Below are 12,416 nucleotides of genomic sequence, written 5' to 3' on the forward strand. Positions count from 1 at the left end.
GGGTTGATGGAATTGAGGCACCTGCGCTATTTCGTCGCGGTGGCGCAGGAACTAAACTTCACCCGCGCGGCAGAAAAACTGCATACCTCGCAGCCTTCGCTGAGCAGTCAAATTCGCGATCTGGAACAGTGCGTCGGCGTGTCGTTGCTTGAGCGCGACAAACGCAAGGTGACGCTGACGGCGGCGGGGGAGTGTTTTCTGCAGGATGCGAAGGCGATACTCGACCAGGCAGAGAGTGCCAAAATGCGCGCGCGAAAAATCGTCCAGCACGATAACCACCTGGCGATTGGTTTTGTTCCGTCGGCCGAAGTCAATTTGCTGCCCGGCGTTCTGCCCTTGTTTCGCCGCAAACAACCGAATACCCGGGTTGAGCTGGTCAGTCTTATCACCACCGAGCAGGAAGATAAAATTCGCAGCGGTGAACTGGATATCGGACTGATGCGCCAACCGATCTACAGTCCGGAAATTGACTATCTTGAGTTGCTCCACGAACCGCTGGTGGTGGTGCTGCCGGTAGATCATCCGCTGGCGAAAGCAGAGAAGGTGAGCGCCAGCCAGCTGGACGGCGTTGATTTTGTCAGCACTGACCCGGCGTACTCTGGGGCGCTGGCGCCGATCGTCCAGGCGTGGTTCGAACAGCAAAAAAGCCAGCCGCGTATTGTCCAGGTGGCGACCAATATTCTGGTGACCATGAATCTGGTGGGGATGGGGCTCGGGGTGACTTTGATACCCGGTTATATGAATCATTTTAATACTGGCCGGGTGGTTTTTCGTCCTATCGCCGGCAATGCCCCGACCATTGCGCTGCTGATGGCATGGAAAAAAGGCACCATCAAGCCGGCGCTGGCCGATTTTATCGCCACGGCCAGAGAGCATGCGGCTGCAGGATAATCTCCTGTCTTTAGCGGACCGCTGACGGGCGGCGGCGCCTGAACGTCGGTCGTGAGCTGTGATGAACTTCACGATTTTAACGCAAACTTTCAGGGTTATGTCTGTCAGCCTGTCTGGCCTGTCATCCTACGCCATGGCTAACTCCAACGCCTCGGGCACTGCGTTTCAGCCGCGGTATCCGCCGGAATGCCATTTTTTCCGCCAGGGGCATCGCCCGGAGAACGAGGCACCGTGGTGAATAAACCGCCTTTTTCCGCTTTCTGCCTGACTTGCGTCCGCCGGGGTTTATCGCCAGACTGTCGCCACCATTCGGGAGGAAATCATGGTCTTGCACTCCACGCGCTGGCTGGCGCTCAGTTACTTCACCTACTTTTTTAGCTACGGTATTTTTCTGCCCTTCTGGAGCGTCTGGCTGGCCGGTAACGGACTGACCCCGGAAACCATCGGCATCTTGCTCGGCGCCGGTCTGGTAGCCCGTTTTCTCGGCAGCCTGCTGATCGCCCCGCGGGTGAGCGACCCCTCCCGGCTGATCGCCGCGCTGCGCGTGCTGGCGCTGTTAACCTTGCTCTTCGCGCTGGCCTTCTGGGCCGGCAGCCATGTCGCATGGCTGCTGGCGATCATTGTGGGCTTCAATCTGTTCTTTTCGCCGCTGGTGCCGCTGACGGATGCCCTGGCCAATACCTGGCAAAAGCAAATCACCATGGACTATGGCCGGGTGCGGCTATGGGGCTCCATCGCCTTTGTGATTGGTTCGGCGCTGACCGGCAAGCTGGTGAGCCTGTTTGATTACCGGGCGATCCTGCTGATGCTCAGCCTGGGCGTCGCCTCGATGCTGCTCGGCATGCTGCTGAAACCGTCGGTGATGCCCGAGGGGGCGTCGCGCCAGCAGCAGGGGGCCGGGCTGGCGGCCTGGCTGACGCTGGTGCGCCAGAGCTGGCGCTTTCTCGCCTGCGTTTGCCTGCTGCAGGGGGCGCACGCCGCCTACTACGGCTTTAGCGCCATTTACTGGCAGCAGGCAGGCTATTCGGCCTCGGCGGTGGGCTATTTGTGGTCGCTAGGCGTGGTGGCGGAAGTGGTCATCTTCGCGCTGAGTAAAAAGGTGTTCCGCCGCTTCAGCGCGCGGGATCTGCTGCTGCTCTCTGCCCTGTGCGGGCTGGTCCGCTGGACGCTGATGGGCTGGACCACGGCGCTGCCGGGGCTTATCCTCGCGCAGATCCTTCACTGCGGCACCTTTACGGTGTGTCATCTGGCGGCGATGCGCTATATCGCCGCCCGCCAGGGCAGCGAAGTGATCCGCCTGCAGGCCGTCTACTCCGCGGTGGCGATGGGCGGCAGTATTGCCATCATGACCGTCTTCGCCGGCTTCCTCTACCAGCACCTGCACCAGGGCGTGTTCTGGGTGATGGCGCTGCTGACCATCCCGGCGCTGGCTATCCGGCCAAAAACGGTGGCGGCCTAGTCTTCGAGCATCGCGCAGATATGCTGCTGCTGGCGTTCAGTGAAGCAGTTCTCCGCGTGGATCAGCGGCGGTGAAAACAGCGGCAGCGCCGTCGCATAGGGGGTGACGATAAGCGTCACCCCTTTGGGCGCCCCCTCTTTCTGAAAGCGCTCTACGCTCTGGTATTTGATGTTCAGCGGCAGCAGCGTCAGTTCGCGCAACTGCTGCTCCAGGGCCGCCTCCATATCCGGATTATCATCGGTCAGCAGCAGGACCTGCTTCTCATGCAGGTCGCTTTTCTGCATCAGCCAGGCGCCAAAGATCACCGCAATTAAGCCGGTCTCTTCCTCATTAAAACGGACGTGCCAGGCCTCTTCGAATTCGCTCAATGCCGCCTGGGTGGTACGCAGTAAGCGAGGATAGAGCCGACTCACTTCCTCTGTGAGCGTGTTATCGATGCCGATAGCAAACACGCTGCGGATCAACGCCTGCGACAAGTGAATATAAAGCTGATCGCTCAGCCCCTGCTCGTCACTGAACGACCTGCCGGCGAGCATCTGGAAGCGGTGGATCAGGCCGGAAATAGCCAGCCGCAGGCGTCGATCCTGCGGGTGACCATCGCGAAGCGGATCGGGGGTTTTGAGCATCATAAACAGCAGCGAGAGGAAAAAAGGCTCTCCGACATGCGGCGTCGCGCCGACCCGACGCTGCCAGTGGCGGACAATCTCCTGCGCCAGCGTGAACTCGGCGGCGGTCTGCGCCCAGCGTTGCTGTTCATCATTGAAGTCGGGTGAATATCCCCGGTGATGCTCAAGCAGACAGTACTGCAGGTACAGGCGCAGAAACTGAACGTCCCGGCAGTCGAACTGGCGATTGAGCGCTCGCGCGCAGCGGTTCACCAGCGCCTGCAGGTTAGTATCATCGTACAGAGTACGGGCGATGCCTTCCTGTTTAAGCTGCGTTTTCAGCGCCGGGGTAAAATGATGGTTAACGAACTGCGGGCACAGGCGCAGGCCCCGCCGCAGCGCATGCAGCAGGCATAAACGTTGGTCGAGCGCGGCGCCTTCAATCCGATAGCTGCCGTCCACCTGTGACCGAAGGGTCAGGCGGTGGTAACGCTGAATTTCGCGTCCGGTCTCCTCAATATCCTGCCGGGCCGTGGTCTCATCAACGAGGTTGATTCTGCCAAGCCGTTCAGTCGTTACCGACTGTCCGGGCAGATAAAACATCAGGAGCACCTGACTACGGCGCTGTGGACTGGAAAGCGCAGATGGTGGTTCAATGACGGTCATCATCTGGTAAGTTCCAGTTAGGGTTTCCGCTAAGAATAGACAATGACAGCGGCGGGGGCAGGGAAGTGCGCCCGCTTTAGCTCAGGATTGCTGGCGAAGTTCACAGAATTTTTCACGTGAGGAACAGATGAACAGAGTGAAACAATGCACCAGCGCGGCATTTTTCATGGTTTTATCATGGACAGCCGCCGCGCATCCGCATAGCTTCATCAGTTTGCAGAGCGAGCCGGTGGTCAAAGACGGCCTGCTGAGCGGGTTTAAAATGCGCTGGACGATGGATGAAATTACCTCATCGGATCTGCTCTACGACGCCGGAAACGCGAAACCGGGCAGCGAAGTATGGAAAAAACTGGCGGCGGAGGTGATGGCCAACGTGCTCGGCCAGCACTATTTCAGCGAGCTGTGGCACAACGGCCAGCGGGTGAAATTTGAAAATCGCCCCGACGGCTACGGTCTTGAGCGCGACGGCCTGCAGGCGGTACTGACCTTCACCCTGCCGCTGGCGACGCCGCAACCCGTTGCCGGACAGACATTTACCTTTTCCACTTTCGACCCAACCTACTATGTCGACATGTTTTATGACAAAGATAGCGATTTTTCCCTGCCCGCAGGGCTGCAGGCCGACTGTAAGGCAACGGTAATGACGCCAAAACCGAATGACAAAATGCTCTCATACGCCCAGTCGCTGGATAAAGCGGATGCGCCGCCGGAGGATATGGCGCTGGGCAGCTATTTTGCCCAGAAGGTGACCCTGACATGTCAGTAATTTTTACCCCGCGCACGCGCGCGTCGCGCTGGAAAGCGCTGTGGCCGTTGGCGCTACTGCTGGCCGTGAGCGTCACGGGCGGCTTCTGGCTGTGGCAGGCCTGGCCGCAGGTGCTGATGCAGAGCGCGGTCTGGCAGCGCGCGCTCAATCTGGAGCTCAGCCGCCTGCTGCAGGCGGTGGCGGAGAACCCGGCGGCGGCGGGGCTGTCGCTGCTTGGGTTCAGCTTCGTTTACGGGGTGCTCCATGCCTTAGGGCCCGGCCACGGCAAAATTGTCATTACCACCTGGCTTGCCACCCATCCTTCGAAGTTGAAATCGAGTATTAACCTGACGCTAGCCGCCTCTTTATTGCAGGGGCTGGTGGCTATCGCGCTGGTGGTAGTGGTGCTGGCGCTGCTGCAGCTGCCGGCGCGCCAGCTGCATCTCAGTAGTTTCTGGCTGGAGAAGGGGAGCTATTTGCTGGTGGGCGCGTTAGGTCTGCTGCTCTGCTGGCGGGCGCTGAAAAAGCTGCGTCTGCTGCTGAGCCGGCCAACGTTTACCGCGTTTACCCCGCATCATGTTCATAACGAACATTGCGGCTGCGGGCATCAGCATCTCCCGGCCCCGGAGCAGCTGCAGGCCGGCGACGACTGGCGGGCTCGGTCCGTGATTGTCCTGTCGATGGGCATGCGTCCCTGCTCGGGGGCGATCATGGTCCTGCTGTTCAGCAAGGTGATCGGGGTGTTCAACTGGGGGATGGCGGCGGCGCTGGCGATGGCGGCAGGGACCTCATTGACTATCACGGCGCTGGCGCTGCTGGTGCATAGTTTTCGCCAGCTGGCGGTGAAGCTGGGTCGGCATCAGGCGCCGCCGCTGTGGCGCCAGGTGGGCTGGCTGACGCTGGCGCTGGCCGGCGGCGTGGCGCTGCTGGTGGCCGCTGTCGTGATGTGGAGTAGCGCGATCGCGCCAGGCGGCGGTTTGCGGCCGTTTTAGAACATAAAAAAAGGAAGCCGCGGCTTCCTTTTTACATCTGCAAGAGATTAACGCTTCAGCGCGTCGCTCAGCTGCTCGCGCATATTCGCCAGCATCGCTTTCACCACACGCGGGTTACCGGCAACGATGTTGCCCGTCAGCATATAGTTATGACCGCCGGTGAAGTCGCAAACGATAGCGCCTGCTTCACGGGCGATCAGCTCGCCTGCGGCGAAATCCCATGGTTTCAGGGCAATTTCAAAGTAACCGTCAACGCGGCCGGCGGCAACGTAGGCCAGATCCAGCGCGGCGGAGCCGGTGCGGCGGAAATCGGCGCATTCGGTGAACATGTTGCCGAGAATATTCATGTAAGTGGTGGCGTGCTGCTTCGCCTTGAACGGGAAACCGGTCGCGATGATGGTGCCGTCGAGGTCGCGAGCGTTGCTGCCGCGCAGACGGTAGCCGTTCAGTTGCGCTCCCTGGCCGCGGGTCGCGGTGAACAGTTCGTTACGCATCGGATCGTAAACCACCGCGACTTCAGTACGGCCTTTGATGCGTACGGCGATGGAAACAGAGAAGTGCGGCAGACGTTTAACGAAGTTGGTGGTGCCATCCAGTGGATCGATAACCCATTGAACATCCTGCTCTTCACCAGCGTGTTCACCGCTTTCTTCGGTGATAATGGTGTGCTGCGGGTAAGATTTGCGAATGGTTTCGATAATAATCGCTTCGGCGGCTTTATCGACGTTGGTCACAAAATCATTGCTGCCTTTCTGGCTGGTTTCTACGGTGTCTGGCGTTTCGTAGTGTTTGGCAATTAAATTACCCGCCTTGCGCGCGGCGCGCACGGCGATGTTCAGCATCGGATGCATCGGTCTCTCTCACTGGATGTTAAAGAACGGGAAAAAACGGCGCATATAATAACAGCGAATTCTGCTTATGTCTCCGTTTTATGGTAGCATGCCCGAATAATCTTTAGCCGAAGAACCATAATGCTGCAAAATATTCGAATCGTACTGGTAGAAACCTCCCACACCGGCAATATGGGCTCCGTTGCCCGCGCGATGAAAACCATGGGCTTAACCAACCTGTGGCTGGTCAATCCGCTGGTGAAACCTGATTCCCAGGCCATTGCGCTGGCCGCGGGCGCCAGCGACGTCATTGGCAACGCGCAGATCGTCGATACCCTTGATGAAGCGCTGGCGGGCTGTAGCCTGGTGGTTGGCACCAGCGCGCGCTCCCGCACGCTGCCGTGGCCGATGCTCGATCCCCGCGAATGCGGCCTGAAAAGCATCGCCGAAGGCCAGCATGCGCCGGTGGCGCTGGTGTTTGGCCGCGAGCGCGTTGGCCTGACCAACGACGAACTGCAGAAGTGTCACTACCATGTGGCCATCGCCGCCAACCCGGAGTACAGCTCGCTGAACCTGGCGATGGCGGTGCAGGTTATCGCCTACGAAGTGCGGATGGCCTGGCTGGCTGCGCAGGAGCAAGCGCAGCCAGCGGTTGAGCACGAAGAAGCGCCGTACCCGCTGGTGGATGACCTGGAGCGTTTCTACGGTCATCTTGAGCAGACGCTGCTGGCGACGGGCTTTATTCGCCCGAATCATCCGGGGCAGGTGATGAACAAACTGCGTCGTCTGTTCACTCGTGCGCGCCCGGAAAGCCAGGAGCTGAACATCCTGCGCGGCATGCTGGCCTCGATTGACCAGCAGAATAAAGGCAAGTAACCGCGTTGATGCCGGATGGCGCTGCGCTTATCCGGCATGCAAATCACGCGGCCCTTGCTATCTCCTGGTGGGAGAGGGCCGGGGTGAGGGCGCCCGGCAACGCGGAAGGAAAACGGCACGGAAAGCCAAATACCTGACTAAAACAGTCAAGTAAATAGTTGACCAAATTACTCGGGAATGTCAGACTTGGCCCTGCTATGCAATACCCATATTAATAAAAAGCCCGGCCAGGGGCGAGTTTGAGGTTAAGTAAGACATGAGACTGACATCTAAAGGGCGTTATGCCGTGACCGCGATGCTTGACGTTGCGCTCAACTCTGAAACGGGCCCGGTGCCGTTGGCAGATATTTCAGAGCGTCAGGGAATTTCGCTTTCCTATCTGGAACAGCTGTTCTCTCGCCTGCGTAAAAATGGCCTGGTTTCCAGCGTTCGTGGCCCAGGCGGCGGTTATCTGTTAGGTAAAGATGCCGGCAGTATCGCCGTCGGCGAAGTCATTAGCGCCGTGGACGAATCCGTTGACGCTACCCGTTGCCAGGGCAAGGGCGGCTGTCAGGGCGGCGATAAATGCCTGACTCACGCGCTGTGGCGCGATCTGAGCGAACGCCTGACCGGCTTCCTGAACAATATCACCCTCGGAGAACTGGTGAATAACCAGGAGATCCTCGATGTTTCCGGTCGTCAGCATCAGCACGAAACCCAGCGCAATGCGCGCACCCAGGACGCGATCGACGTTAAACTGCGCGCCTGAGTGACCCGTCCCGTTTCGGGCTGCGGCTGACAGGGCGAGGCAGCGCGAAACGGCGGGACAACGATTATAAAGAGCTTTCAGAATCAGGCCGGGATGCTCCGACATTCCGTGTACTCGGTCGTACATCAAGCCGGTTGCCTGATTCCTTGCATTGAGTGATGTACGGAGTTTAAGAGCAATGAAATTACCGATTTACCTCGATTACTCCGCAACCACGCCGGTGGACCCGCGTGTTGCCGAGAAAATGATGCAGTTCCTGACCATGGACGGGACCTTTGGTAACCCGGCCTCCCGTTCCCACCGTTTTGGCTGGCAGGCTGAAGAGGCGGTTGATATCGCCCGCAATCAGATTGCCGAGCTGGTCGGTGCCGACCCGCGCGAAATCGTCTTTACCTCTGGTGCGACTGAATCCGACAACCTGGCGATCAAGGGTGCAGCCAACTTTTATCAGAAAAAAGGCAAGCACATCATCACCAGCAAAACCGAGCATAAAGCGGTTCTGGATACCTGCCGTCAGCTGGAGCGCGAAGGCTTCGAAGTGACCTACCTGGCGCCGCAGAGCAACGGGATTATCGATCTGAAAGAGCTGGAAGCGGCGATGCGTGACGACACCATCCTGGTTTCCATCATGCATGTGAATAACGAAATCGGCGTGGTGCAGGATATCGCTACCATCGGCGAGATGTGTCGCGCCCGCGGTATCATTTACCACGTAGACGCCACCCAGAGCGTGGGCAAGCTGCCTATCGATCTGAGCCAGCTGAAAGTTGACCTGATGTCCTTCTCCGGTCACAAAATCTACGGTCCGAAAGGCATCGGCGCGCTGTACGTGCGTCGTAAGCCGCGTATTCGTATCGAAGCGCAAATCCACGGCGGCGGCCACGAGCGCGGTATGCGTTCCGGTACTCTGCCTGTTCACCAGATCGTCGGCATGGGTGAAGCTTACCGTATCGCCAAAGAAGAGATGGAAAGCGAGATGGCGCGTCTGCGCACGCTGCGCAACCGTCTGTGGAACGGCGTGAAGGATATGGAAGAAGTGTACCTCAACGGCGACCTCGAGCAGGGCGCGCCGAACATTCTTAACGTCAGCTTCAACTATGTTGAAGGCGAGTCGCTGATTATGGCGCTGAAAGACCTGGCGGTTTCCTCCGGTTCAGCCTGTACTTCCGCGAGCCTTGAGCCATCCTACGTGCTGCGCGCGTTAGGCATGACTGATGAACTGGCGCACAGTTCTATTCGTTTCTCTTTAGGTCGTTTCACTACCGAAGAAGAGATTGACTACGCCATCAACCTGATTCGTAAATCCATTGGCCGTCTGCGCGAGCTTTCTCCACTGTGGGAAATGTTCAAACAGGGCGTGGATCTGAACAGTATTGAATGGTCACATCACTAATTCGGCACCAATAAGGAGAATTCATCATGGCTTACAGCGAAAAAGTTATCGATCATTACGAGAACCCGCGCAACGTCGGCTCTTTTGACAACAGCGACGAGAACGTCGGCAGCGGCATGGTCGGCGCGCCGGCCTGCGGCGACGTGATGAAGTTGCAGATTAAAGTCAACAATGAAGGTATCATTGAAGACGCGCGCTTCAAGACCTACGGCTGCGGTTCCGCTATCGCTTCCAGCTCTCTGGTTACCGAGTGGGTGAAGGGCAAATCCCTGGACGAAGCGCAGGCGATCAAGAACACCGATATCGCCGATGAACTGGAGCTGCCGCCGGTGAAAATTCACTGCTCTATTCTGGCGGAAGACGCGATTAAAGCCGCGATTGCGGATTACAAAAGCAAACGTGAAGCAAAATAATTAGTTGAGGTTTTGTTATGTCGATTACTCTTAGCGACAGTGCAGCAGCGCGAGTCAATGCCTTCCTGGCAAACCGCGGAAAAGGGTTTGGTCTGCGCCTGGGCGTGAGAACCTCCGGCTGCTCAGGTATGGCCTATGTACTGGAGTTTGTTGACGAGCCGGCGGCTGAAGACACCGTGTTTGAAGACAAAGGCGTGAAGGTCGTGATCGACGGCAAAAGTCTGCAATTCCTCGACGGCACGCAGCTGGACTTCGTCAAAGAAGGCCTTAACGAAGGGTTCAAGTTCACTAACCCTAACGTCAAAGATGAGTGCGGCTGCGGCGAAAGCTTTAACGTATAATCGGTACTCCCCAACCCCACCGCGGTCACGCCGCGCGTGGGGTTTTCGTTTAGATGCATGACCCTGAGGTTACTATGGACTATTTCACCCTCTTCGGGTTACCAGCCAGCTATACCCTCTCGCTTGAACAACTGGCTGTCCGGTATCAGGATCTGCAGCGCCAGTACCATCCGGATAAATTTGCCAGCGCGCCCGCTGCGGAACAGCTTGCGGCGGTTCAGTATTCCGCCACCATTAACCAGGCCTGGCAGACGCTGCGCCATCCCCTGACCCGCGCAGAATACCTCCTCTCGCTGCATGGCTTCGATCTGGCCAGCGAGCAGCATACCGTTCGCGATACCGCGTTCCTGATGGAACAGCTGGAACTGCGCGAAGAGCTGGATGAGATCGGCCAGGCGAAAGACGAAGCGCGGCTGGAAGGCTTTATCAAACGAGTGAAAGCGCTGTTTGATACCCGCCATCAGCTGATGGTTGACCAATTGCATAATGAGAGCTGGGAGGCGGCGGCGGACACGGTTCGTAAGCTCCGTTTCCTCGATAAACTGCGCAGCAGTGCTGAAGAACTCGAAGAAAAACTGCTCGATTTTTAATTTTCGGAAGCAATTATGGCCTTATTACAAATTAGTGAGCCCGGCCTGAGCGCCGCGCCGCACCAGCGTCGTCTGGCGGCCGGTATCGACCTGGGCACCACCAATTCTCTGGTGGCTACCGTGCGTAGCGGCCAGGCCGAGACTCTGCCCGATCATCAAGGCCGCTATCTGCTGCCGTCGGTGGTGAATTACCACGCATCGGGGCTGACCGTCGGCTATGACGCCCGGCTGAACGCCGCCCAGGATCCCGCCAATACCATCAGCTCCGTGAAACGGATGATGGGGCGCTCCCTCGCCGATATCCAACACCGCTATCCGCATCTGCCGTATCAGCTGCAGGCCAGTGAAAACGGCCTGCCGATGATCCAGACCGCCGGCGGCCTGCTGAACCCGATTCGCGTCTCCGCCGATATCCTGAAAGCGCTGGCCGCCCGGGCCACTGAAGCGCTGGCCGGCGAGCTCGACGGCGTGGTCATCACCGTCCCCGCTTACTTTGATGACGCCCAGCGTCAGGGGACCAAAGACGCGGCGCGCCTGGCGGGTCTGCACGTGCTGCGCCTGCTTAATGAACCGACCGCGGCGGCTATCGCCTATGGCCTTGATTCCGGCCAGGAAGGGGTGATTGCGGTCTACGATCTCGGCGGCGGCACCTTTGATATTTCTATTCTGCGCTTAAGCCGCGGGGTGTTTGAAGTGCTGGCCACCGGCGGCGACTCGGCCCTCGGCGGCGATGATTTCGATCATCTGCTGGCGGACTACCTGCGCGAGCAGGCGGGCTTCAGCGACCGTAGCGACAACCGCCTGCAGCGTGAGCTGCTGGATGCCGCCATCGCGGCGAAAATCGCCCTTAGCGATGCCGAGGTGGCGCACGTTGAGGTCGGCGGCTGGCAGGGCGATATCACTCGCAGCCAGTTTAACGATCTCATCGCCCCGCTGGTAAAACGCACGTTAATGGCCTGCCGCCGGGCGCTGAAAGACGCTGGCGTTGAGGCGCAAGAGGTGCTGGAAGTGGTGATGGTCGGCGGTTCCACCCGCGTGCCGCTGGTGCGCGAGCGCGTCGGCGACTTCTTCGGTCGCACCCCGCTGACCTCCATCGACCCTGACAAAGTCGTCGCCATTGGCGCGGCGATCCAGGCCGATATTCTGGTCGGCAACAAGCCGGACAGCGAACTGTTGCTGCTCGACGTTATCCCGCTGTCGTTAGGGCTGGAAACCATGGGCGGCCTGGTGGAGAAAGTGATCCCGCGTAATACCACCATTCCGGTGGCCCGCGCCCAGGAGTTCACCACCTTCAAAGATGGCCAAACGGCGATGTCCATTCATGTGATGCAGGGCGAGCGTGAGCTGGTGCAGGATTGCCGCTCCCTGGCGCGCTTTGCGCTGCGCGGTATCCCGGCGCTGCCGGCGGGCGGGGCGCATATTCGCGTCACCTTCCAGGTGGACGCCGATGGCCTGCTGAGCGTCACGGCGATGGAAAAGTCGACCGGCGTGGAAGCCTCTATTCAGGTGAAACCGTCTTACGGTCTGACCGATGGCGAAATCGCCACCATGATTAAAGATTCGATGAGCTACGCCGAACAGGATATTCAGGCGCGCATGCTGGCTGAACAGAAAGTGGAAGCCGCACGCGTCCTGGAGAGCCTGACAAGCGCGCTGGCCGCCGACGCCGCGCTGTTAAGCGCCGCGGAGCGTCAGGCTATCGATGCCGCTGCGGAGCAGGTACGCGCCGCCGCGGCAGGCGACGACGCCGACGCCATTAAAGAAGCGATTAAAAATATCGACACACAAACCCAGGAATTCGCCGCCCGCCGTATGGATCAGTCGGTCCGTATCGCGCTGAAAGGCCAATCCGTGGACGAGGTTTAAA

At 59.0% G+C, this 12,416-nt stretch carries 13 protein-coding genes; 11 read left to right on the forward strand and 2 right to left on the reverse strand.

Translation table 11 applies throughout. The features are described from left to right. The first annotated feature begins 6 nt into the window (after positions 1 to 6). Both hcaR and ACOI7Z_RS22290 read left to right on the forward strand, forming a co-directional pair. Entirely contained in the window at positions 7 to 891 is an 885-nt protein-coding gene (gene hcaR, locus ACOI7Z_RS22285) for a DNA-binding transcriptional regulator HcaR (protein WP_086075126.1), read from the forward strand. A gap of 322 nt (positions 892 to 1,213) precedes the next feature. Continuing rightward, a complete protein-coding gene (locus tag ACOI7Z_RS22290) occupies positions 1,214 to 2,350 on the forward strand; it encodes a 3-phenylpropionate MFS transporter (protein WP_048336304.1) in 1,137 nt (378 codons plus the stop codon). Here ACOI7Z_RS22290 and csiE read toward each other — a convergent pair. Further along, positions 2,347 to 3,624: a stationary phase inducible protein CsiE gene (csiE, locus tag ACOI7Z_RS22295; RefSeq protein WP_023290648.1), complete on the reverse strand. Its 1,278-nt coding sequence runs from the start codon at positions 3,622 to 3,624 to the stop codon at positions 2,347 to 2,349. The genes ACOI7Z_RS22290 and csiE overlap by 4 nt on opposite strands. 124 nt (positions 3,625 to 3,748) lie before the next feature. On the opposite strand from csiE, the gene ACOI7Z_RS22300 reads away from it, so the two are divergent. Both ACOI7Z_RS22300 and ACOI7Z_RS22305 read left to right on the forward strand, forming a co-directional pair. Then, on the forward strand, positions 3,749 to 4,387 hold the full coding sequence (locus ACOI7Z_RS22300; protein WP_023290647.1) for a DUF1007 family protein: 639 nt from the start codon (positions 3,749 to 3,751) through the stop codon (positions 4,385 to 4,387). Then, a complete protein-coding gene (locus ACOI7Z_RS22305) occupies positions 4,378 to 5,358 on the forward strand; it encodes a nickel/cobalt transporter (RefSeq protein ID WP_060590176.1) in 981 nt (326 codons plus the stop codon). Before ACOI7Z_RS22300 ends, ACOI7Z_RS22305 begins: the two co-directional genes overlap by 10 nt. 47 nt (positions 5,359 to 5,405) lie before the next feature. On the opposite strand, the gene suhB is transcribed toward ACOI7Z_RS22305, so the two are convergent. Beyond that, positions 5,406 to 6,209 carry an inositol-1-monophosphatase gene (suhB, locus tag ACOI7Z_RS22310; RefSeq protein WP_002913995.1) on the reverse strand — a complete coding sequence of 268 codons (804 nt, stop codon included), beginning with the start codon at positions 6,207 to 6,209 and terminating at the stop codon, positions 5,406 to 5,408. 120 nt (positions 6,210 to 6,329) lie between these two features. Here suhB and trmJ point away from each other — a divergent pair, with 120 nt between their 5' ends. The 7 genes from trmJ (at position 6,330) to hscA (ending at position 12,415) form a co-directional block, all read left to right on the forward strand. Beyond that, complete coding sequence (gene trmJ / locus ACOI7Z_RS22315) at positions 6,330 to 7,064, forward strand: tRNA (cytosine(32)/uridine(32)-2'-O)-methyltransferase TrmJ (RefSeq protein WP_023290645.1); 735 nt, start codon at positions 6,330 to 6,332, stop codon at positions 7,062 to 7,064. Positions 7,065 to 7,320: 256 nt separating this feature from the next. Beyond that, complete coding sequence (iscR, locus tag ACOI7Z_RS22320; protein ID WP_002913993.1) at positions 7,321 to 7,812, forward strand: Fe-S cluster assembly transcriptional regulator IscR; 492 nt, start codon at positions 7,321 to 7,323, stop codon at positions 7,810 to 7,812. Between the two features lie 178 nt (positions 7,813 to 7,990). Then, positions 7,991 to 9,205, forward strand: coding sequence for a cysteine desulfurase (gene iscS / locus ACOI7Z_RS22325; RefSeq protein WP_017900428.1), 1,215 nt, complete (start codon positions 7,991 to 7,993; stop codon positions 9,203 to 9,205). Between the two features lie 26 nt (positions 9,206 to 9,231). Beyond that, complete coding sequence (gene iscU / locus ACOI7Z_RS22330) at positions 9,232 to 9,618, forward strand: Fe-S cluster assembly scaffold IscU (protein ID WP_002913991.1); 387 nt, start codon at positions 9,232 to 9,234, stop codon at positions 9,616 to 9,618. Between the two features lie 17 nt (positions 9,619 to 9,635). Then, on the forward strand, positions 9,636 to 9,959 hold the full coding sequence (gene iscA, locus ACOI7Z_RS22335; RefSeq protein ID WP_002913979.1) for an iron-sulfur cluster assembly protein IscA: 324 nt from the start codon (positions 9,636 to 9,638) through the stop codon (positions 9,957 to 9,959). A gap of 74 nt (positions 9,960 to 10,033) precedes the next feature. Beyond that, on the forward strand, positions 10,034 to 10,549 hold the full coding sequence (gene hscB, locus ACOI7Z_RS22340; RefSeq protein WP_023290644.1) for a co-chaperone HscB: 516 nt from the start codon (positions 10,034 to 10,036) through the stop codon (positions 10,547 to 10,549). A gap of 15 nt (positions 10,550 to 10,564) precedes the next feature. Next, on the forward strand, positions 10,565 to 12,415 hold the full coding sequence (gene hscA / locus ACOI7Z_RS22345) for a Fe-S protein assembly chaperone HscA (RefSeq protein WP_023290643.1): 1,851 nt from the start codon (positions 10,565 to 10,567) through the stop codon (positions 12,413 to 12,415). Position 12,416: the final 1 nt, after the last annotated feature.

Origin of the sequence: Klebsiella sp. C283, from assembly GCF_048822555.1 — a bacterium.
In the GTDB taxonomy this organism is placed as follows: Bacteria; Pseudomonadota; Gammaproteobacteria; order Enterobacterales; family Enterobacteriaceae; genus Klebsiella; species Klebsiella quasipneumoniae.